Source organism: Pseudomonas sp. KNUC1026 (genome assembly GCF_021650705.1).
Lineage (GTDB): Bacteria > Pseudomonadota > Gammaproteobacteria > Pseudomonadales > Pseudomonadaceae > Aquipseudomonas.
Genome location: NZ_CP087138.1, coordinates 1,979,933 through 2,000,930, shown reverse-complemented (window position 1 = coordinate 2,000,930; position 20,998 = coordinate 1,979,933). Strand labels below are relative to the sequence as shown.

18 protein-coding genes are annotated in these 20,998 nt (G+C 55.5%); 9 read left to right on the top strand and 9 right to left on the bottom strand.

All coding sequences use genetic code 11. The features are described 5' to 3' along the window. Nucleotides 1–460: 460 nt before the first annotated feature. The gene (locus tag LN139_RS09120; protein WP_236359620.1) at nucleotides 461–1,825 is read right to left on the bottom strand and encodes a transposase; all 1,365 of its coding nucleotides are present in this window, start codon (nucleotides 1,823–1,825) and stop codon (nucleotides 461–463) included. Between the two features lie 445 nt (nucleotides 1,826–2,270). On the opposite strand from LN139_RS09120, the gene LN139_RS09115 reads away from it, so the two are divergent. Continuing rightward, nucleotides 2,271–3,122 (top strand): IS5 family transposase, encoded by an 852-nt coding sequence (locus LN139_RS09115; protein ID WP_236359619.1) that lies wholly within the window; start codon nucleotides 2,271–2,273, stop codon nucleotides 3,120–3,122. Here the strand turns inward: LN139_RS09115 and LN139_RS09110 are convergent. Together LN139_RS09110 and LN139_RS09105 are read right to left on the bottom strand one after the other, a co-directional pair. Beyond that, nucleotides 3,093–4,592 carry an LA2681 family HEPN domain-containing protein gene (locus LN139_RS09110; RefSeq protein WP_236359618.1) on the bottom strand — a complete coding sequence of 500 codons (1,500 nt, stop codon included), beginning with the start codon at nucleotides 4,590–4,592 and terminating at the stop codon, nucleotides 3,093–3,095. The two genes, LN139_RS09115 and LN139_RS09110, sit on opposite strands and share 30 nt — an antisense overlap. A gap of 89 nt (nucleotides 4,593–4,681) precedes the next feature. Next, the gene (locus LN139_RS09105) at nucleotides 4,682–4,996 is read right to left on the bottom strand and encodes a DUF7693 family protein (protein WP_236360346.1); all 315 of its coding nucleotides are present in this window, start codon (nucleotides 4,994–4,996) and stop codon (nucleotides 4,682–4,684) included. Nucleotides 4,997–5,259: 263 nt separating this feature from the next. Between LN139_RS09105 and LN139_RS09100 the strand changes: the two genes are divergently transcribed. The 8 genes from LN139_RS09100 (at nucleotide 5,260) to LN139_RS09065 (ending at nucleotide 16,006) form a co-directional block, all read left to right on the top strand. Then, a complete protein-coding gene (locus LN139_RS09100) occupies nucleotides 5,260–7,374 on the top strand; it encodes an ATP-dependent nuclease (protein ID WP_236359617.1) in 2,115 nt (704 codons plus the stop codon). Next, on the top strand, nucleotides 7,371–9,374 hold the full coding sequence (locus LN139_RS09095) for a UvrD-helicase domain-containing protein (protein WP_236359616.1): 2,004 nt from the start codon (nucleotides 7,371–7,373) through the stop codon (nucleotides 9,372–9,374). Before LN139_RS09100 ends, LN139_RS09095 begins: the two co-directional genes overlap by 4 nt. A gap of 75 nt (nucleotides 9,375–9,449) precedes the next feature. Then, nucleotides 9,450–10,256: a hypothetical protein gene (locus tag LN139_RS09090; protein ID WP_236359615.1), complete on the top strand. Its 807-nt coding sequence runs from the start codon at nucleotides 9,450–9,452 to the stop codon at nucleotides 10,254–10,256. 675 nt (nucleotides 10,257–10,931) lie between these two features. Beyond that, nucleotides 10,932–11,150 (top strand): antitoxin Xre/MbcA/ParS toxin-binding domain-containing protein, encoded by a 219-nt coding sequence (locus LN139_RS09085; RefSeq protein WP_236359614.1) that lies wholly within the window; start codon nucleotides 10,932–10,934, stop codon nucleotides 11,148–11,150. A gap of 1,066 nt (nucleotides 11,151–12,216) precedes the next feature. Next, nucleotides 12,217–12,654, top strand: a complete 438-nt coding sequence (locus LN139_RS09080) for a MazG nucleotide pyrophosphohydrolase domain-containing protein (protein ID WP_236359613.1) — start codon at nucleotides 12,217–12,219, stop codon at nucleotides 12,652–12,654. A 14-nt stretch (nucleotides 12,655–12,668) separates the two neighbouring features. Then, nucleotides 12,669–13,631: a hypothetical protein gene (locus LN139_RS09075; protein ID WP_236359612.1), complete on the top strand. Its 963-nt coding sequence runs from the start codon at nucleotides 12,669–12,671 to the stop codon at nucleotides 13,629–13,631. 181 nt (nucleotides 13,632–13,812) lie between these two features. After that, a complete protein-coding gene (locus LN139_RS09070) occupies nucleotides 13,813–14,829 on the top strand; it encodes a hypothetical protein (RefSeq protein WP_236359611.1) in 1,017 nt (338 codons plus the stop codon). A 25-nt stretch (nucleotides 14,830–14,854) separates the two neighbouring features. Then, nucleotides 14,855–16,006, top strand: a complete 1,152-nt coding sequence (locus LN139_RS09065; protein ID WP_236359610.1) for a hypothetical protein — start codon at nucleotides 14,855–14,857, stop codon at nucleotides 16,004–16,006. A 360-nt stretch (nucleotides 16,007–16,366) separates the two neighbouring features. Here the strand turns inward: LN139_RS09065 and LN139_RS09060 are convergent, their stop codons facing one another. The 6 genes from LN139_RS09060 to LN139_RS09040 all read right to left on the bottom strand — a co-directional run bounded on the left by LN139_RS09060 (nucleotide 16,367) and on the right by LN139_RS09040 (nucleotide 20,779). Beyond that, entirely contained in the window at nucleotides 16,367–16,786 is a 420-nt protein-coding gene (locus LN139_RS09060) for a hypothetical protein (protein WP_236359609.1), read from the bottom strand. 28 nt (nucleotides 16,787–16,814) lie between these two features. Beyond that, nucleotides 16,815–17,668 (bottom strand): IS5 family transposase gene (locus tag LN139_RS09055; protein WP_442964345.1). Its coding sequence is split into 2 segments (ribosomal slippage): nucleotides 16,815–17,324 and nucleotides 17,327–17,668, totalling 852 coding nucleotides; the frame shifts between segments, so codons are not numbered across the junction. Between the two features lie 1,109 nt (nucleotides 17,669–18,777). Then, a complete protein-coding gene (locus tag LN139_RS09050; protein ID WP_236359608.1) occupies nucleotides 18,778–19,131 on the bottom strand; it encodes a hypothetical protein in 354 nt (117 codons plus the stop codon). Between the two features lie 97 nt (nucleotides 19,132–19,228). After that, on the bottom strand, nucleotides 19,229–19,453 hold the full coding sequence (locus tag LN139_RS25570; protein ID WP_442964399.1) for a phage/plasmid replication domain-containing protein: 225 nt from the start codon (nucleotides 19,451–19,453) through the stop codon (nucleotides 19,229–19,231). A 623-nt stretch (nucleotides 19,454–20,076) separates the two neighbouring features. Beyond that, on the bottom strand, nucleotides 20,077–20,472 hold the full coding sequence (locus tag LN139_RS09045) for a hypothetical protein (protein ID WP_236359607.1): 396 nt from the start codon (nucleotides 20,470–20,472) through the stop codon (nucleotides 20,077–20,079). A gap of 130 nt (nucleotides 20,473–20,602) precedes the next feature. Beyond that, nucleotides 20,603–20,779: a hypothetical protein gene (locus LN139_RS09040; protein WP_236359606.1), complete on the bottom strand. Its 177-nt coding sequence runs from the start codon at nucleotides 20,777–20,779 to the stop codon at nucleotides 20,603–20,605. Nucleotides 20,780–20,998 lie beyond the last annotated feature (219 nt).

Here is a 20,998-nt window from a genome sequence, read left to right as displayed (position 1 = left end):
CATCAGGTTTTTGAGCTTGTAGTTTTCTATGAACGCGTCGGAGACAAAGAATGATTTCGGCAGGGAAGTGAGCGTCCAGTCGCTATGAGCGCGATGATCTGACGATCCGTCGATGCGTTGCTCAGCGCCTCATGGTTCTCAGCCTAAGCATATTCAGGTGATCCCGTACCCTCGGTGCCTCAGCTCGCGGCCTGGAAGCTATCGCCCTGCGCAGGATAGCGTCCGTTTTCTCTGGCTATCGCCTGTCACGAGGGACTGCCTTGGGTTGATAGTAGCCAGTCGCGAATGGCTGCTAACAACCGATTCTGTTGAAAAAGTCGGAATTTCAGACGGGAAGACATCGAAGTTGGCCGTCGCTTAAGAACCTGTTCACCACGTAGAGTGGCTTTTCAGTTCTGTGTTGATCGTTGCAACTTGGTCAGTGGGTTGATTTGAGGGTTTTTGCTGATTCCGGGCGTATCTATCCCGTGGTTGGCGGCCCTTGAGAGGTCAGTTTCGCCAGTCGCCGCAGATTCTGTACTGCTGCTGCCAAGGTGAATTCATCATTCGCACCGCTCATGCCGCGTAGTCGCAAGCGATCCAATCTGAGGATTCGCTTGAGGTGAGCGAACAACATTTCGACTTTCTTGCGCTCATGGCGAGAGTACACGTATTGAGGTGTCGTGGCGATCCGCCGAGCAACATCTCGCGCCGCTTCATGGGCGCTACGGGCGATTTTTCGGAAAGAAGTGTTCGGGCAGCAGCGCTCTTTCATCAAGCATTTAGCGCAGTCGGTTTGCCGTGATCGAAAGATGATGGTGTCGGCTTTTGTGATATGTGAACGCTGGTTCTTGAAGGCACGCCACTCACTGCGCAGGGCCTGTCCGGTGGGGCAGCGATACTTCTGCGTCTCTTCATTCCATTGAAAAATAGAGAGGCTGTCGTTCTTGCGTTCAGTTTTGTCCCAAACCGGCACATGTGGCTCAATATCTTTTTCGTCCACCATCCAGGCCAACATCGGTGCGGTTCCATAAGCGGTATCGCCGATGAGGCGATCCGGCTTGATATCGAACTGCTCTTCGACCCGCTCAACCATGGTCTTGGTGCTCTCGACCTCCGCTGTTCGATGAGCAGGCGTCGGCTCTACGTCCATGATCACGCCATGCTCGACATCAATCAGGTAGTTCGTCGAATAAGCGAAGAATGCCGGTCCTCCTGGAGCTGCTGTCCAGCGAGCAAGAGGATCGGTCAACGAAAGACGTTTTGGCAGAGTCTCGGCCAAGGCTTCTTCATCCAGCGCTTCAAGGTACTCACGCACAGCGCGGGTACTTAACGATGGGTCGCTCCAGTTGACCTTTTCATCGCCGGGCACTCCACGCTGGCGACTGGCATCCGCTTTGATGACGCTGGCGTCCATGGCAAACCCTTCTCCCTTGACCAGACCGGCGTCCATGCAGCGACGGAGCACCTCGTTAAATAGCCAACGAAACAGCGAGCTATCGCGGAAACGACCGTGCCGATTTTTGGAAAACGTAGAGTGATTGGGGACTTCGTCTTCGAGGCTCAAACGGCAAAACCAGCGATACGCCAGGTTCAAATGAGCCTCTTCGCACAACCGGCGCTCGGAGCGAATGCCGTAGCAGTAGCCCACGATCAGCAGGCGAATCATCAGTTCAGGATCAATCGAAGGACGCCCAATCGGGCTGTAGAAATCGGCGAGGTAATGGCGCAGATCGCTCAGATCGAGACATCGATCAATGTTGCGCAGGAGGTGACTTGCTGGGATGTGATCTTCTATGTTGAACGAGTAAAACAGCCGCTTCTGTCCACTCGACAATTGTCCCATCCTGCTGCGAATCCTCCCGCCGGCCGATGACCCAATTTTGCCGCAGGCCAGGTGAGAGATCTACTTTTTCAACAGAATCAACCCTTTGCAGTCGTTAGATAAGTCTACAAAACAAGGGGCGATTCAGGCCTAATCGATGAAGCTAGCCTGCCGCCGGCGAACTCAAAATTTCGCTCTGTCGGCTGGTTCAGCCAAATTTGATGACGGAGCAATCGCCGCCAGCCTCAGGTTTTGAGGTCGTCCGGGTAGTCCTCGACTGGCAACTCCCCAACCGGCCCCTCAGGCTGATGCTGCGATTCCTCAAAATACATTGCCAAGCACAGATAGATGAGCGCCGCCCTAGAGAGCCTTAGGCTCTGTACGTAATTGGCAGAAACTCAGCCAAGCCCATGCTTCAGGCCATTTGCCGTAGAGTCTCCCGCCATCCAGGGAAAGGAATCCTCTGATGGCCAGTCGATACGATATTTCAGATGAAGCTTGGGATTTGATTGCGGATCTTTTCATAGGCCCGCAGCGCAAAGGCCGCCCGCGTCGTGATGACCGGCAGATGCTCAATGGCATCCTGTGGGTACTCTGTTCGGGAGCACCATGGCGCGACATGCCGGAGGATTTCGGGCCCTGGTCAAGCGTCTATCAGCGCTTTCGCGATTGGCGAAACCAACGTGTCTTCAGCCAGATGCTCAAACGGCTGCAACTGAAGCTCAATGAAAAAGGCCGCATCGATCTGAAGACCTGGATGATTGACTCGACCGCCATACGCGCATCCCGCTCGGCTTCCGGCGCGGGTAAAAAGGGGCCTGACGAACCTGCCGACCATGCTCTAGGCCGCAGCCGCGGGGGCTTCACGACCAAGATTCACATGCTGTGCGACGCTAACGGCATTCCTCTTCGCTTTCTGCTCTCCGGCGGCAATGCCAGCGACATCAACTACGCCCAACCCCTCCTGGACGGCGCCCACCTCCCGACTGTTCGTGGCCGGCCACGCAAGCGCTGCAGATGGCTTCTGGCAGACAAAGGCTATGACGCCGAGGCGCTACGCCAATACTGCGACCGCTATCGAATGCAGCCCGTCATTCCCCTTCGGATGATGAAGCGCAAGCCGAAACCGGGCTTGCCTCGCCTGTTCGACAAGCCGAAATACGCGCAACGGAACATCATCGAGCGGATGTTTGGCTGGCTAAAAGACAACCGCCGAATTGGTACGCGCTACGACAAGCTGGCGGAGAGCTTTGCCGCTATGGTCTCGCTGGCGTGCTCTTTACGATGTTTAAAACAGTTGGTTTCGTACAGAGCCTAGCATCAACAGGCTCTTCGCGTAGAGGTCATCCCTATCGAGCACAAATGCTAAGTGATCACTCCAGACCCCAGAATGCTCGCCAATCCAATGGCAAGAATCCACGATTTTGGCGTACTTATGCTCAAGGTGGTTTCTCAATTCATCAAGCGCCTGAGCATCAGGTCGGGCCACATCCTTTAGCTCCTTGGAGTAGATGTCCTGGGATACCCAATACAGCGCGCGAAGCGGAAGATTCCGGGTAGATATGAATTCATCACGCACAACCCGCGGCTGGAGTAGACGGCCATTTTTGTCCGATTTGAACCATACAGTCCGAAAGCCTACCGCCTTCTCGGGTATGCCCAGCTTCCAGTAGGCGTTGATAAAGTAGGCAAGCTTATCCAGTAACGAATAGGCGCTGCGATAGGCAGTCTTGATCTGCTCTAGACCCATGCCATAGAGCGCGTAATCGCAATTGAAGGCGAGTGACATGCCCCGGTCTGCCACATGACCGGGTTTGGCGTGATCCCCTAGGTACAGACAATGTCGGGCGAACCCGTACTCCTGCTTCAGCTGGTTGTAGAAGCCAAGGTACGTGATTCCGGCCTTGGCGTCATGACCGGGTAACCTCAGCTCGTCTTGAGCGGCGGCGGGGAACGCTCCCAGGTCGTTCATCGGGTTCAGGAACAACTCTTCCTCAAGGCACCAACGCCGGTAACGCCTTTCCTCCTTCGAGGAGCCAAGGCTGTGCTCCAGCAGCTCTGCGTCACCATCGTCGTCGACGGACTCAGCCAGCCTGTCGTGATGCCGTTTGAAAAACTCTATCGCTTCAGGATAGGTCGCACCATCACGGCCCACGCCCCCCTCGATGGCTGATGCCAGCTTGCGTCGGGCATGCACAAGGAGCCAATAGGTGTGATTAGGGTCATAAAGCGCACTGCCGTATTGAGCCAAGCCAATGCCAAGGTTGCCCAGCGCCATACCCAGGATCGGATTGTCGTTCAAAGCGTTGCGCCATTCCCCGAGCGCCTCGATCCAGCGTCCACACGCCCTGAGCGCATTGCCTAGATTGCAGTGGATTCTGGAGCGAATCATTGGTGCCAGCTCTTTAAAGCCTGAGTGCTGTACAGAGGCACGCAGGAAATAAAGCTGTTTGAGCAGAGCAGGGTGCTCAAGGGTATCGTCCGCCCAATCCTGCACCTCCAGCTTCCTCAGCTCAGCCCATGCATTGGAACACGAGTAGTAAACGAGACATCCGTTCTCCGGCTCGACGTGCGAAACCACTAAGTCTGCTAGCTGCGTCGCATGCCGCAAAATGCCTTCATCGGCAGCATCACCTGCAGCATCGATCAATGAGTCATAGAGGCGTCGAAGCCGAGGAGCATCACCTGGGCTGCCGAGCTGTTCATTCAATGTCTTCAGAAGGTGAGAGCGGTCGTCGGCGTGGGGTTCATAACCCTGCTGAGAAAAACGGCTGGCGAAATCGTCCATGGGCAATCACCGCGATGAGGAGCTTGTTATCTTAGCTGCCTTAGCCGACCGCCTACTAAGCCAACCCCCTGTTACTCTCTCATCGCCGGCTACGAAGCACTCAACAGCTTTTCAAGCTGCGCATGCTCCCAAGTGCTCAATAACTCTACCGGGTCAGTGCTGTACGACTGCGACGAATTGAAAATGTATCTGCGGCCATCAGGGCTGTAGCAGCTGTCGCAGTAATCGAGGGCGTCGCAATCGTTGTAGAACGTGAGCACCCAGCCGTCGGCCTCCACAGTCATCAAGCCACAGTAGATCTCAGCCCACGACTGCTGGCCAATGCGGCGCATCGTGCGAACCTCTAGGGCAATGTCTCGCAGGATTTGATAGGCCTCGCGGGCTGTTAGTGATTTTGCTGCCAAACGAAAACACCCGTGCATATTGGGGCTTTCGGCCTGGTCGCGCCCGGCCTGGGCCGACAGCATGGTAAATGAAACTTGGCGTCTTGGGCGGGCTACGCGGCCATCAATTTGGGCTGAACTGATACCTGCGACGGCTACACGCCCACACGGGTTTGCCGAATGACCAAGCCCCCCGGTAGGAACCGGCCGAATCGTCTAGCCCCAGTGGATTTTTCATGGCATATAGCTAGCACATCCAGGGAGGGATGGTGTCGGCCAGGTTGATGCTCAGCAACCCTCTCCCTGCCACTGAACCAGTTGAGGGCAGCGCTGTGTATCTTTCGGCTTTGAAAATCGAAAACTTCCGCCAGTTCGGCCAAGGCGGTCATGCGTTGAACATCCAGTTCAACGAAGGGGTGACTGCCCTCGTAGGTGAAAACGATGCGGGCAAAACCGCAGTCATCGATGCGATTCGCTACGTTCTGCAGACACGTGATGCTGAGTACCTCAGGCTACAGATCGAGGACTTTCACATCGTCAACGATGGCACCCAGGCGGAAGCCATCACCCTCAGGTGTACTCTGGAGGGACTGAGCCCTGCGGAACTCGGCGCTTTCGCTGAGTACGTGACCTACAAGGGTGGCGTTGGGAGGCTATACGTTCACTGGTCGGCTCGCCGAATCGTTGCCTCTGCCTCCATCCGTAAATGGGTCGACATCTCGGTTCGCTCGGGTGAAAATGGAGAAGGCCCATCTTTGGACGTGGGTGTACGGCAACTACTGGCCACCGCGTACCTGAAACCGCTGCGCGATGCAGAACGAGAGATGTCGCCGGGCAGAAATTCCCGCCTGTCTCAAGTACTGAGTAGTTTCCCGAATATTGATGCCGGCAGTGCCTTCGATCTTGCGGCGCTTCCAGCTGACCTCGCTGACGCGGAAGCCCTCAGCATTGCAGGCATGGGTGACTATCTTCGCCACATGGTGAACAGCCACGGCGCCATTGTCTCCGCGCAGAAGGAAATCAACGACACCTACCTGCGTCCACTCTCCCTTGCTGGCCAGCCACTGACAAGTCGCATTGGTTTCGGGGAGGCGGGAACGGATCCCGCCAAACTCAAACAGATCCTGGAGCGTTTGGAGCTGGGGCTGTTGGATCACACCACAGGTGAAGCCCGCGGCGTTTATGGGCTGGGCTCAAACAACGTGCTGTTCATGGCCTGTGAGCTACTGCTGCTCGGTAAAGAGCCCGACGGACTTCCGTTGCTCCTCATCGAAGAGCCAGAAGCGCACCTACATCCTCAGCGCCAGCTCCAGTTGATGGAGTTTCTTGAGGCTGCGGCTCAGCCAGCTACAGGCTTGAGGCCGGTTCAAGTCATATTGACCACGCATAGCCCCAACCTGAGCTCGAAAATTCCGTTGCAGAACCTAGTTCTGATGCAGCGGCAGCAGGCATTCTCCCTTGCAGAGGAGCAAACCTGCCTTGCTGCCGACGACTATCGCTTCCTCAGCCGCTTCCTAGACGTGACCAAAGCGGGGCTTTTCTTCGCCAAGGGTTTGCTGGTCGTAGAAGGCGATGCCGAAGCCATTCTGCTGCCTTCACTTGCTCGGCGACTTGGCAAAGATCTCACCAAGCATGGCGTATCGATCATCAACGTGGGCGGTGTTGGTTTGCGGCGGTACTCGAAAATCCTGCAGCGAAAAGACACCTCCAAGGGCGAGATATCCGTGCCTACCGCCTGCATTACTGACATGGACGTGATGCCGGATTGTGCACCCGAGATTTTGGGCCTGAAGGGAGTCAAAGGGGCTGTATGGCCGGACAAAGCCGATCGACGCTGGCGCGCGAAGAAAGACTTCGGTGCCACTGCGCCGGACGTTGAAAAAGGACTCAAAGATCACCGAGAGAAGCGAGCAGAAAGTGACGGGCAATGCGTGCGCACATTCGTTGCGGATCACTGGACGCTCGAGTACGACCTGGCGTTCAAGGGGCTTTCGAAGGAAATCCACCACGCCGCATATCTGGCTATCAATGAGGAAAAGATTGACGAAAACAAGGAGACCAAGGTCACGCTGCTGAAGAAGGCGCAGACAGCTTTCGACAAGATCCAGGCCACCTATGCCACCGAGGATGCAAGGTGTTCCGCGATCTACAAACTGTTCAAAAGGGCCTCTAAAGCGATCGCAGCCCAGCACCTGATCGATCTGATCGACCAGCAGTTTGAAAACAAAACCTTGGACGCCTCGACTCTGCGGGGGCTGCTGCCCACTTATGTTGTCCACGCGATCGAGTACGCAACCGGAGGTGCCGCACTGACCACAACCTCCAGCCCGGCTCACGCCCTCGTGGTGCCGGCAGCACCAGCAGGCTCAGCTGATCCGCTGGAAGAGGTCGCCGAATGACGCTTAGCCAACTGGTTGCCCCCATCACTGATGCCGATGTGGATTGGGTCATCAAGCTCATGGGGCTGGAAACGCTGGACGAGCCTCGTCGTGATTTCTTGAAATCCATGGATACCATCGATGTAGCGGCCTGCCCGGGGAGCGGCAAAACGACTCTGGTCGTGGCGAAATTGGCCATCCTGGCTCGCCATTGGAAGAGCCGTATGCAGGGTATCTGCGTGCTTTCACACACCAACGCGGCCAGGGAAGAGATCGAGAAACGCCTCGGCGGTACGGAAGTAGGTCAACGGCTGCTGCGCTTCCCTCACTATATCGACACTATTCATGGTTTCACCGGACGATTCTTGGCTTCGCCCTGGTTGCGCTCGAAAGGGATTGCACTGCAGGCCATTGACGATCACCTCACGCATAAGGCACGCCGAAGAAAGCTGACGGATAGCGAGCATTTCGGGGCAAAGACGGCCTTTGAGATGAAGCACAAAAGCCTCCACAGCTTGCGAGTCCGGTCTGCCGATTTCGATCATCCACTGGGGGATGATGACATCGGTTTTGCGCCACACACTGCCACCTACAAAAGTGTGGTGAAATCGCTGAGCGGCGCTGCCAAGGCAGGTTACTTCTGCTTCGATGAAGTGTTCGTGCTGGGCCACGCCTTACTCGACCAAGAGCCGGCCGTGGGCGGCGCATTGCGTCTGCGCTTCCCGTGCGTGTTGATCGATGAGATGCAGGACACCCAACCCGACCAGGCAGGCATACTGCAACGCGTCTTTCCTCACGATGATCCAGATGTACGGGTCATTCGCGTCGGCGACCCAAACCAGGAAATCTTCGAGAAGAAGACGCCACTGTCAGATCCGTTCCCTGACCCAAAGCGTCAGCTGGAGATCGCCAGTAGCTTCCGCTTTGATCAGGCCATTGCGTCGATTGCCAACCCGTTTGCCTATGTCCCGATCACGGATGGTTTGACAGGGCTGCGGCCTGAAGGGGAACCCAGCACCATCCCGAATACGATCATCGTTTTTCCGGACAAGGATGCAACCGGAGTGCTGGACGAGTTCGGAAAGCTGGTGCTGAAGCACCTTCCGGAAAATATCCGCGAGAAGGGAGTGTTCGCCGTCGGCGCCGTGCATCGGCTTGAAAACTTCAAACCAAACCAGTACCCGAAAGCCTTGGAGCATTATTGGCCATCCTATCGGTCTGACACGACTAAGACGTCGTTCAAGCCCCGCACGTTCGCCGAGGGCGCACATATCGCACGTCGCTATGCGATGAAGGAGCCCACGGCCAACTCGGCCGTTGAGCTGCTGGCCTCGTGTCTGATCAACCTCGGTGAGCTGGCTTTCCCTCGTAGCCTGGTTCAGATACTAGGTCGGCACCAAGCCGCTGTACATGAAAAATTCACGGCCAAACCCAAAGCCTTCGCTCAGTACCGCGAGTGCCTCCAGCAAATGCTTTTTGTGCCGTCCGAAGTCACGCAGCAGGACTGGGTCAAGGTCATCGCACCGAAACTCATGATCCTTGCAGCCGCGCTCTATGATTCTGAGGGTGTTGCAGCTGAACTCCTGGGCCGCCAGTACCTTGCCTATGAGCCTGCTCCGGTTGCCACCGAAGCCGGAGAGACAGGGGGATCTCTTGTAAACACCTACCGGTTCCAGGATGTCTCCGCCGGCGTCGATATCCGGATGTCATCCATTCACTCGGAAAAGGGCAAGACACACGCAGCGACGATAATCTTGGAGACCTTCAGGGGCAGTCACTTCATCCAGAAACTCATGCCATGTCTTGAGGGCAAAAAAGCATCTGCCAAGAGGCCTCAGGAAACAGCGAAGAAAGACATGATGCTGATGTACGTCGGGATGACTCGTCCGTCGCACATGCTGTGCTTGGCCATGCGCCAGAGTTCATTGGGGGAGGGCGCAGCAGGGCAAAAACGAAGGGCGGCGCTTGAAAAAGCTGGCTGGTCGATTCTGGAGCTTGCACCGTCAGCACCTGCCCCTTAGCCTCCGCCCGCCGGTATGCGGACAGTAAAAGCCGATGCGTTGCCATGAACGACTAACAGCAAGGAGGCAGCAATAATGAAACCCGAGATGTCAGAATTTTCCTACGGCTTCGCCTTCACCAACGAGCTGATCACAGCGCCTAGCGCTCATGTAGTGGCTGCCCCCGAGTTTCCGTCGCTGCAGAAGGAGGGAAAACCGGGCGGTGGCTACGACGTCAAGATTCCTTTCGGATCGCCACTGTTTCTGCAGTTCAAGCTTAGCCATCACTTGGAGCGCACAAACTGCAAGGAATACAAGCTGATGGGGGGCGCCTACTACCGTTGGCACCTCCATGCTTTGCGGCATTCCGCGCAGCATGATTTGCTACTGGAGCTCGAAAGCACGGGTTGCGAAACCTATTATGTGGCCCCAGCGTTCCATCTAAGCGCCGAGCTCAATACGCATTACCTGTCGAAGCAGATCGTGGACAACTCGTTTGGGTTCCGCCCCAATGATATCGGTGTGCTGCCTGACGATGATGAGCACTACGTCGTGTTCAATAGCCACCCTGTGGCATACCGATGTTCGGATGACCCATCGCCAGTCAAAACGCACATGATGAGTGATCTTCTAGGTACCTCCCGGGATCAACGAGCCACCCGGGATCTGGATGAGGGCGGGATTCGCCAACTTGGCCAGTTGATCGTCGACGCGCTTCGTAAAAGCAGAAGCCGACGCCTCATCGGGCACAAGTCGGTCAATCCAGATGAAGTCGCTCGGGCAATCGATGGCCAACCTACGCTTCGCACGCTCGCATTCATTTCGCGGACAGTTCTGGATTCCGAACTACTCATCGTCAGAAATGAGCCAACGGCGAAGCGCATCCTTCGCAAGCGAGGGTAGGTGGGGAATGCGTCGGTTGAGCCCTGGACTCCACCTGCGGTCTTGAAGGGCTCCCCACGACCCAGCAAATGTCGATTCTGGGAGAGCCTCGTACGCAGTCTCCGGTCACCTTCACCGCGTGTCGGCTATAGCCGTAGATTCTGTCTGAAAACAGGTGTGGATGTAAGCCTCGTATGTGGAGCAGACGAAGCGGTAGAGCTTCAGGAGAGTCAGTTTAGATAGACCGATACGCTGGCAAAGACGCTATCGTGTAGAGTCGCCTGATTTCTCGATTCAAGGCGATAATCTGTAGTTTTCGATCTATGACGCTCCGGAGCCAGGGAAGACACCGGGTGGCGACGAGTAGATATTTAATCTTGAAGATTGCGAATACCTTGTTCCCGGAGAGTTTTTGGATGCTGGTGGAGCTATTAGCAAGAGCGATTTGAAATGCTGGAAATTAATTAATAAAATTATCGTCCAGCCTTATCGAAGGTAGTGCCTTGCACGTATCATATGGCTGGCGCTGATTGGCGTTACGCTCGATGGCCAAGCCCAGCGTGGACGTTGAACCTTAGGGATCACTCAGCGACTGATGCCGCAATTTAAAAGATCGTTGCCAGGCCATTGATCTCGTTTGACGTTACACAGCCACATGCCCGACCTGTAAATCGCCAAAGCGGAGCGAGCCCTCTGATGAGTACCTTGTCCCCTGATCAGCACGATCGTTACCTGGAAGTGCTCGACGCAGCAACGTGTCTGTTCGGTGGCGATCTTGATGCCGCCCTGCACTGGATATCACGTCCAGTTAAAGCGTTTGGTGGCAAAGCTCCTGCCAGCATGGTCGCAACCAGACAGGAGGCTGACACGGTGATTGAGTTCATCAGGCGCTTAGAGCATGGGTTTGTCGCCTGAGTGACCTCGAGCTGGCCCCTTTTGCCCACAATGCTATCGTGGGCCAGGGCTTAGCGGTCTCAAGGGTATACACCAACGCTGAGACTGGATGGGCCACGCGATCGATAGGCCGACCTGTCTTGATTACGGGCGAGAGTGACCGCTAGGTTTCCGCAAATGTCGCTCGGTGTTTTTCAACTGGCGCCGCTGGATTCTGATGTATTTGGACGCAAGCGCACGCTGTTTGTTTAAGGCTCGTCGCTGTTCGAGCTCTCCAGTATGCTTCTGGTACCTTGATCTCCACTGGCGCTCATCCATGTGCGATTTGAAAACTCATCGCCCCCCACTACTCCATTTAGCCCAGGACGCCAATTAAAAAAATCAATACCCAGAAGCATAGTGAGAAGTTAAAATACTGTCAGCTTAAAACAAGCGTGGTGCTTGCGTCCAAAATACATCAGAAATCAGCGGCGCCAGTCAGCACTTAGCCACATTTAGCGGTCACCTCGCCCTGTAGAGTACCTACTGATCGTGTGGCCCCATAGTCACGTTGGCGTATACTTTTAGACCGCTAAGCCCTGGCCCCTTTTGCCCACAATGCTATCGTGGGCCAGGGCTTAGCGGTCTCAAGGGTATACACCAACGCTGAGACTGGATGGGCCACGCGATCGATAGGCCGACCTGTCTTGATTACGGGCGAGAGTGACCGCTAGGTTTCCGCAAATGTCGCTCGGTGTTTTTCAACTGGCGCCGCTGGATTCTGATGTATTTGGACGCAAGCGCACGCTGTTTGTTTAAGGCTCGTCGCTGTTCGAGCTCTCCAGTATGCTTCTGGTACCTTGATTTTTTGACTGGCGTCCTGGGCTAATGGAGTAGTGAGAGACAATGAGTTTTCAATCGCACATGGATGCCCAGACGCCAGCCCCTCCAGCGTTACCTCGCGGCCTCAATGCCAGCCAGGCCGCCACGCGCCTTTCAAACCCAGCATGTCCAGTTATTGCGGCGCTTCGGCCTCACCAGTGATTTTTGCGTCTTGCATCATGCAAAGCGGACTCACTACTTTTGACTTATCGAGAAGGAAGCATTCATGAGTAAGCCTTTCAAAGACCGCATTCATGCCATGAATCAGATGTATAAGCTGCCGATCAACAGCGCTCCCACGCTTCTCGCCGATCCAGCGGACAAGCTCAGGAAGTTCAAGGCCACACTGATGGCTGAGGTTCATGAGATCGATGAAATCGTCGAGAAGATCGAGAAAGGTGAAGCCGAGATCGATATCAAGGTTGCCATTGCCGACCTGCTGGGCGATGTGATGGTTTACTGCCGGTCTGAGGCCCTGAAATACGGGTTGCCATTGGAGGACGTCCTGGACGTCATCATGGACAGCAACGAAAGCAAACTGGGAGCGGACGGAAAACCGATCTACGACGAGAACGGGAAGTTCCTCAAAGGCCCGAATTACTGGAAGCCAGAACCCAAGATCAAAACCTTGCTTCTCGGCACTGAGGACAAGGCGGACGCTTGATCGGAGAAACAGGCTTGAAACCTATCAAACTCGGTAAAACGCGTACGCTCAAAGACATCGAAGCGGCCATTCGCAAGATCTGCGACAGCCCGGGTGAGAGGTTTCTCATTCCGGCAGACATGCTCAGCGCGCGTCATGGTGCTATGCATGATGCCGCACGCCTGCAACTGATCGTTACCCTAGCTAGACAGCAGTTGCAGAGCGACTACCTGGATTTCAACCCGCAGGCCGATGCTCAAGCGCTGCAGCGCAACCTCGCTAACTGTTCGCCAGGTATTGCAGCCTTGCGCCTTTCCAAGGGTATCCGGCTTGGTGAGCAGACATTCAATCGCCGAGAGGTCTTTCAGGAGTCGGTGGAAAGAATGCAGGCCATGGACGCCGGTAGATACAAGGACGTCGTCAACGGCCGAGTCGTCGATCTAATCTGTGTAGCAGGATCGAAGGTTCAGCACCTGCGACCGCTTTTTAGCGCTGAAGGCAAAGTGAAGCCTGCGTCCGAGATGACAACTGAAATGCGCAGACTCATCGACTTCGTCAACAAGCAGAGCGGGCGCACCGGTGTTCCAGATTCTCTCCTCGAAAGCTTGGGCCTGCTCTGTACTGAGCTTGTATCCAACACCCAGGAACACGCGACCTCAGACCATTTGGGCCACGCGTATCTCGCCCATGTTGAGGGGGTCATGGTCGGCTGGAAGCGACTTGAGGATGAGGTTTTCGCTGAAGACTTCGACGGCAGTGAGGACTTGCGCCGTTACTGGCAGCGAGAGTCATCCACCACCGACAACGACAAGACCAGCCTACGCGCATTGCACATCAGCTTCTTTGACTCAGGCCCGGGATTTGCCCCGAGATTTAGCGGTAGGCCGGTACAAGAGATGTCGCTCGAGGAGAGAGAGACTACCTGCTCAGATGTCTACAGCCACGCCAGTCCAGCAAGACTTTGGACGCAGCGGGCATCGGCCTGCCTGCCATCCTGAACGAGCTTCGCAAAGTGGGCGGATTGATCCGTATCCGCTCCGGTCGGCTATGCATCTACAACCAGTTCGAAGAAAACGATTTGCACCGTCTTGATGACGATTTCAGGGATTGGGACACCACCGATTTGGCGCCTGTTGCAGGGGCTGTTGTCACCATCATGATTCCATTGAGGGGCTTGTAATGGAGCGTTTCTATCAATGGATGTCTGCTGTTAGCGACTCCAGTGGCAGTCATGAAGCGTTGGTCGTCTGCTACAACGATTCCGAGCTCTCGGTTCAGCATGCTTTCACTGATATCGAGGAAGCGCTGAAGGCCCAACGACATCTACCTGACTGCGTTTACATCCTGGGGACGTCTGACCAGTTATCCGTGTTCAAGAGCGGTTGGGCTGACGAGCAAGACCGCCTGGCCAACCTCCTGAAGCGTGGCGAGAAAAACTCGCGCGTATGTGTCCATGAATACGTTTTCCTGGAGTGGAATGGGGCGAGCTTCAACCCTCATGTGCTGGGCGGCAAGGAGTTAATCTATCGTCATGATCCGAGTGCTCTCCTGAGGGATGGCTTGAGCACGCTGATCGAGAAGAACAACGTCATTCATTCAGCGCCGTCCGCGCATTCCTTCAAGCACCCCTCCGGCACACTAAACAACGTGTTCATCCAGACCAGGGAACTGGCGAGCGATGAGGCCGAGGTGTGTGTGATGGGGTATGCAATTGCACTCGAGTACGGTGCCAGGCTGCGTCAGGCTGGCAAGGTGTACATCGACACCATGGGCATCTACGCATTCGTGAAAAATGCGCTCGCTCGCTTGGACAGCAAGGCCGAAGTCATGAGCTTCCACTCGTACGAGCGACTCAAGACCATCTACCCGCCGGCAGGTGAGTATTTCTGCGTGGTATCAGCCTCCACATCTGGCGGAATGGCCAAGCAGATGGGTGAGCAGGGCTTCGCAGAGGAGTGCGTAGCCACACTGATCGATCGCACGGCGGATGGCCGATACGGAGGTGTGCTGGTCGCCTTGGACGAAGTTGACTACCCACTGCCAGTCAAGGCGGAGGAAGGCTGCACGCTGATTGAGATCATAGGAGAGAACTTCTCGGCTAAATCCAAGCCACCCAAGTCGATCACGATATCCTTGAAGCATGATCCGAAGCGGCTGGACAAATTCGCACAAGTACTTCGGTATGGGAGGAATTGACGGATTCAACAGGTCGAGCAAGCTGTTGACGCTCAATCCTGATCTGCTGCTGGCGGACGCTGCCTTCAGAAAATGGCTGGCCGCTGAAATCGACTGGTCGGTCTCCATGGCGACAAACCTGATCGTCTACGCCGACGATGACGGGTCGAAGAAACTCGGCGAGGTGGCCCATGAGATGCTCAGCGAGAAATGGGGAGCTTCCAAGTCAATCCGATGCGTGCCTTACAGCGAGCTTGATCAAGTCGATTTTGAAACTGTCTCCGGGGTGCTGGTCGCGACAGTGGTTGCGCGTGATGGCGGTATTTTGAGGGAGATCAGTCGTGATCTGCGAGCCTACATGGACGCTACCGTGCCACGCAGGTTCCTTGCACCGATCGGAATTCCACAGAGCGCGAGAGCCTGGACACTCCTCAAGACTTTCTTGATGAAGAACCCCACGCCCCGGGAGTATGGCTTCTCTAACTGGCTGTGCTTACCCATCGGAGATGATGGGAAAGAGAACGCATGGAATCGGTTGACCAAGGTCGTCTCTGCCGGGCAGGTCGATGACATCGGCTTCACGCCTGCAGTCGCGGACAAGGTCCGTCATCAGGCTCTTGATGAGGCCACTGAGCTGATTGAGGAGCACAAGCACAGCTTCCTGCCAAAACATGATGGCAACGCGCTCGCCTTATCCGATGGTTTTCTGTTCTTCGACGCCACAAGCGATGTGGGCAAGGACTGTGAAAACGTACCGCAGAGCACGGTGTTCTTTACGATTGCTGCCGTCCTGCAGTTCGCTCGGGAGCACGAATATCATGAGCTGCGCCTGCAACCGACGGGGTATGAGTCCGTGGTGTTATCACCGGAGTGCTTCCTCCGGTTTAACGACAACGTCCTACAAGCGTCATTCCTCCGGGCGTGCCTACCTTCGGAGCTTGATTACTCAGCAAGCCCTGAACTGAGCAAGCTAATGAAAGAGTTCATCGCCAAGGTATTTGCCCGGTGGGAGCGGACTTACGGCGATGCCGCCCTGGAGTTTGCCGCCGCCCTGGCCACCGGTACGCTGAAGCTTACGCAGGAAGACACACGGGCACTGCTCAAGGAGGCTATCGACAATCGTAAGGAGAAGGCCTCCAGCCTCCTAGGGTTGCTCCTTCTCACCCAACGGGCGCTGTTCCCCGCCTCTGAAGGGTAGCTAAGAGGGTGTAAACCGATTTTCAATACTGTTAACCGTCGTGGTTTGCAGTGCAAAAAGTTGGTTTACACCTGTCCGTATGAAGCGCCAGTGACCGGAACACTCCCCCAAAAACTAAGGTTTTCCTTAGTTTTTGGGGATTTTTGGGCGGTCGGCTTGAATATCTAAGCTATTACTTAGTTTTTTCGTAGCATTATGCAGGCTAGAGCAGTGATCGAAAGGGTGATCACCTGGATCGAGCAAACTCCCGGTCATCAGCTTGTTCGACCGAGGCTTGAACGCTCAAGAGAGTAGGGGACACGTATCCTTCAAAGCGCCTTGTCGCAGGTAACTGAGCAAGTGATCTAGCGTGCGGCGCCTTCAAGCCCCGGCGATCCAACGCTCTATCTTCCCTTGAAACCCATCCGCGCAAAACTCCAGATTTGGCCAATAGTTTTGGTACACCTCATAGTCGAGCGCCGCTGCGATCCCGCGGTTCTCGGCGTTCAAAACGCTCCATGCTCGATACATCCGGTGCTGCCAGTCGGTCTCTGTCACTAACCGGTTCGATGTGTTCCATGACCAACCGTCCTTCATAAGTGTTGTAACGAAGAAATCTGCAGCTGCATTCGCACAGCCGGCGTCGTGGGCAGTCATTCTGTCCAAGATCGAATAGGAAATGCCAACTGTCTGGAAAATCGATACCACTTGGCTGTCCAGTTTCTCACTAGATTGCGGAACGTCTGAGGCGCCAATCTGCTGCGGGATGAAGGCGAAAACGGTAGTGGTCGGCCAGTTCATGGTTGCTGTCTTTATTATTTATTGTTCTTTAGGCTCTGTACGAAACCAACTGTTTTAAACACCGCAACGAGCACGCCAGCGAAACCATAGCGGCAAAGCTCTCTGCCAGCTTGTCATAGCGCGTACCAATTCTGCGGTTGTCTTTGAGCCAGCCGAACATCCGCTCAATGATGTTCCGCTGCGCGTATTTGGGCTTGTCGAACAGGCGAGGCAAGCCCGGTTTCGGCTTGCGCTTCATCATCCGAAGGGGAATGACGGGCTGCATTCGATAGCGGTCGCAGTATTGGCGCAGCGCCTCGGCGTCATAACCTTTGTCTGCTAGTAGCCATCTGCAGCGCTTGCGTGGCCGGCCACGTACAGTCGGAAGATGGGCGCCGTCCAGGAGGGGTTGGGCGTAGTTGATGTCGCTTGCGTTGCCACCGGAGAGCAGAAAGCGAAGAGGAATGCCGTTAGCGTCGCACAGCATATGAATCTTGGTGGTGAAGCCTCCGCGGCTGCGGCCTAGAGCATGATCGGCGGGTTCGTCAGGCCCCCTTTTTTACCCGCGCCGGAGGCCGAGCGGGAGGCACGTATGGCGGTTGAATCGATCATCCAGGTCTTCAGATCGATCCGGCCTTTTTCGTTGAGCTTCAGTTGCAGCCGTTTGAGCATCTGGCTGAAGACACGTTGGTTTCGCCAATCGCGAAAGCGCTGATAGACGCTTGACCAGGGCCCGAAATCCTCCGGCATGTCGCGCCATGGTGCTCCCGAACAGAGTACCCACAGGATGCCATTGAGCATCTGCCGATCATCACGACGGGGGCGACCTTTGCGCTGCGGACCTGTGAAAAGATCCGCTACCAAATCCCAAGCTTCATCCGAAATATCGTACCGACTGGCCATTAGAGGATTCCTTTCCCTGGATGGCGGGAGACTCTACGGCAACTGCTCTGCGGTGTGGGTTTGGCTGAGTTTCTGCCAATTACGTACAGAGCCTAACTTCATGATGCCCATGGAGCAAGCGTCGCCGCAACACGTCGCATGGTGTCTGCCCGGGTATTCCTGAATCGAAGCCATGAGGCAAGTGGAGCGCGCAAGCACGAGGATGGAAGCCCGGAGGGCCAAGACCCAGACGCAGTCGGGGCTTGGTTCACGACAGCCGTGCCGCAGGCCGTGCCCAGCCCACAGGAGCTCCTGGAGCGTTGAAAATACGGAAAGTGTCCTGATTATGGGGTTCGCCGTGTGCGCAGGAAGGTGTCCGCATTAGGTGCAAAAAACCTTGGAGGCGTTGGTTTTACTCGCTTACAGGGGTGGTTCTGGAAATCCCGCAGATTATTCGAGTGTCCTGATAGCGCACAAAATCGGGGCAACGGTTCAAACGAGCGTTTTTTGACGAGACCCAATGGATTCAAGGGTTTGCGGAAGGCGCTCAGAGGCAGAAGTGTCCGCATTTCTGAGGTTTGCTGGCGTTCGGAAGCAACCCCGAGAGGCTGAAGCCTTATGGGCTGGGGTGCGGGAGTTTAAGGGGTAGGAGTGTCCGTGATTCGCAACGGTTACCTCGGGTGTTGGGAAATCCGGTGCGGGTGTACCAAAACTATTGGCCAAATCTGGAGTTTTGCGCGGATGGGTTTCAAGGGAAGATAGAGCGTTGGTAGGTTACTGGAAACGGGCACCTACGACTAAGTCATCAAGAAATATAATTTAACATAATACACATTATGCGAATTCACCAATGGAGCCAAGAGGCCCGAGCCGGCCAGCGATACCAGGGCAAGCAATCAACGCGATAAGCAGGAAAGCACCTCCGCTGTAGGCGGCTGAGCAAGCTCAGACGCCTACAGCTTCGGCGCGATGCCGGCCAGATCGTGGGATGAAGCTTTGCCGGGGGTATCGAGCGGCCAGGCGCGGGCCACGTAGCCGATATCCACCCCTTTGAAGTTCACGTCGCGTGAAAGGTCTGAAAACCTGTCAATACCCAAATTTCAGTTGGTAGATCGCAGAATTTTGGTGGCTTAGTGAGCGAACAGAAAAGAGAAAGTACCGGCCGCGGCAAGCGTCAAGGTCGACGCTTCAAAGGTGTTCGCTGCCGTGTCGGTAGACTGAAGTGTCATCTGACAGACAAAAAAGCCCGCCTCGCAGATGCAGAATTGCACAGCATTGACCCTGGCCCAGAACGGCTGAGACGGACCTGATACCGTGACTTTCGAAAAAGCGCAGGTGTGACCAAGCAAATCGATAGGGTCGATGGTCGGAAAACCAGGCAGGGAAGATGATATTTTTTCACGTTGTGAGCCAGAAGGCGTCCAATTGCAGGTAGCATCCAGGCGAGAAATTACAGGCGTATTGGTAGCATTGGCGGAAGCCATTGATGATCTCCTTCTCAGATCACTAGTGGTGAAGTCTAGGGAGTTCGCACCTCCCTAGGCTTCATTTTTCTCGGCGAAAGTGCCGAAAACTTAAATTCTACTTAGACGACAAATCAATAGAGCCATCAAATGGCTTTGCTATATCTATGCCTATCTTTCTAAGTCGCGCCCTGACAACTTTCACAGCGCTTTTGGAAAGATCAAACTGCTCACCAACCGCCCACAAAAGAGCGTATGAGCATGTGTTATTAAGAGCTTGAGTGTCAGTTATACCGATCAGGGATAGGTCGGCACGAATCTGTGAATAGGTGCGCGGTTGCATGTGCGCCTCGGCTTGTATGGACTGCCATACTATCTACAGCAAAAAACCAAGTCAATAGCGGCTAACACATCTGGACGTCCAGACTAAATTGGGGTGTTACAGCGCCCCCACCCTGCGCAGCCAAAAACGCGAAGGGCAAGATCAAAGGCACGCCATTCCCGAAGGGGAATAGCGCCGCTCGCTGGGGCGAAGCCCCAGGGCCGCGAGGCCCTATTGCTACCGCAATCGGCACCCCACGCAACGGGCGGAGCCCAGTTGCTTACACATGGCTGACGTGAGCAGAAACGGGAATAGCCGAGCAAGACTGACCGGAGCAAGCACGGCTGCAGCCATCATGATGGGACAGAAAAAGCGGGCTGAGGCATTGCACCTGCCGGGACCGTCCGATCTCCAGCGCTGAGCGGCACGGGACCGAGAAGGCTGCGCGGGAGGCCATGCAAAGAGGGAAAAGCGGTTTAGCAGCACGCGAGGCGGATGGATCAGAGACGGTCAGGACAAGCCCGCAAACAAAACCCTCGGTGGTCAGGAAGACGCCGGGGGTTTTTTGTATGCCGTGAAACCGGCCGGCTTTGCCGGGTACCGGCGCGGGAAGAAATCAGCCAGGCAGAAGGGACAATAGGCGCCTAATCGCCCTTCGGGCGCGGGTGGTGACTGGGGGCTTCGCCCGCGCGAACGCGGGAGTGCATGACGGAAAAGCACGGGGGTTTTGATATCAAAAAGCGCGATCGAGCACGACCAGGATGCGCAGGTTGATATCGAGCCCGGGTCAGGAGATCGCCCTGGGCGGTGTGTTCAAGCAGCAGAGCCGCAGCAGAGCGGGCACCTTCGACGACCTGACGAGAAACCCTAAGAGCGGTCTCCAGTTCAGCGATTCGAAGGCGCTGGCGTTCAATCTGATCAGCCTGGCTAATCGACGCGTAGCAAGCAGTGACAACCGCTTTTGAAGCGGCAGCGCTGCCGGTGCGAGCCTTGAGCAGTTCTACGAGGTCATCGGGAAAATCACGAACGATCAGATGCATGGCGCATTCCTTTTGATATCAAAACCAGCGCCGCAGCCGGCGAACCAGGTGCAAAAATGATATCAGATTCCGGCAGCGTACTGATATCAGAATTGCACCTGGTTGTGTGCTGCAGAAAGCCATTTTGATATCAAAGCTGCTCGATAGAGACAGCAATGTCACGCAGCCGGGCAACGACCTGGTCAACCTCGGTGGCCTCCTGATCGAGGTCGCGCACACGGGACCTCAAACCACGAATCTCAGCCACCAGATTGCCGTAGGAAACGATCAGTGCCTCTACCGCATCAGTGGCATCGGGATTGCTCATAAACGCCTTGGCATCGCGTATGGAGCGGTCAGAAAGAGGGACTGGAATTCGCATAATAGGCCCTATGTTACGCGACCTGCGGAGGCTCCGAAATTCTCCGCAGGCCGCTCAACATAAGGCCTGCGCATTACACGAAACATTCCGTTACGCTTATGGCAGTCAGCCACAGCCCACGCTAAAATGCGCGTTCCTTAAAAACGCCAAAGACCGCGGCTCCTG

Coding starts and splice junctions, on each gene's coding strand:
- LN139_RS09095 (WP_236359616.1), top strand. CDS start 7,371: ATGACGCTTAGCCAACTGGTTGCCCCCATCACTGATGCCGATGTGGAT.
- LN139_RS09085 (WP_236359614.1), top strand. CDS start 10,932: ATGAGTACCTTGTCCCCTGATCAGCACGATCGTTACCTGGAAGTGCTC.
- LN139_RS09115 (WP_236359619.1), top strand. CDS start 2,271: ATGGCCAGTCGATACGATATTTCAGATGAAGCTTGGGATTTGATTGCG.
- LN139_RS09070 (WP_236359611.1), top strand. CDS start 13,813: ATGGAGCGTTTCTATCAATGGATGTCTGCTGTTAGCGACTCCAGTGGC.
- LN139_RS09110 (WP_236359618.1), bottom strand. CDS start 4,592: ATGGACGATTTCGCCAGCCGTTTTTCTCAGCAGGGTTATGAACCCCAC.
- LN139_RS09090 (WP_236359615.1), top strand. CDS start 9,450: ATGAAACCCGAGATGTCAGAATTTTCCTACGGCTTCGCCTTCACCAAC.
- LN139_RS09045 (WP_236359607.1), bottom strand. CDS start 20,472: ATGCATCTGATCGTTCGTGATTTTCCCGATGACCTCGTAGAACTGCTC.
- LN139_RS09080 (WP_236359613.1), top strand. CDS start 12,217: ATGAGTAAGCCTTTCAAAGACCGCATTCATGCCATGAATCAGATGTAT.
- LN139_RS25570 (WP_442964399.1), bottom strand. CDS start 19,453: ATGCAACCGCGCACCTATTCACAGATTCGTGCCGACCTATCCCTGATC.
- LN139_RS09060 (WP_236359609.1), bottom strand. CDS start 16,786: ATGAACTGGCCGACCACTACCGTTTTCGCCTTCATCCCGCAGCAGATT.
- LN139_RS09050 (WP_236359608.1), bottom strand. CDS start 19,131: ATGGCTTCCGCCAATGCTACCAATACGCCTGTAATTTCTCGCCTGGAT.
- LN139_RS09040 (WP_236359606.1), bottom strand. CDS start 20,779: ATGAGCAATCCCGATGCCACTGATGCGGTAGAGGCACTGATCGTTTCC.
- LN139_RS09120 (WP_236359620.1), bottom strand. CDS start 1,825: ATGGGACAATTGTCGAGTGGACAGAAGCGGCTGTTTTACTCGTTCAAC.
- LN139_RS09100 (WP_236359617.1), top strand. CDS start 5,260: ATGCTCAGCAACCCTCTCCCTGCCACTGAACCAGTTGAGGGCAGCGCT.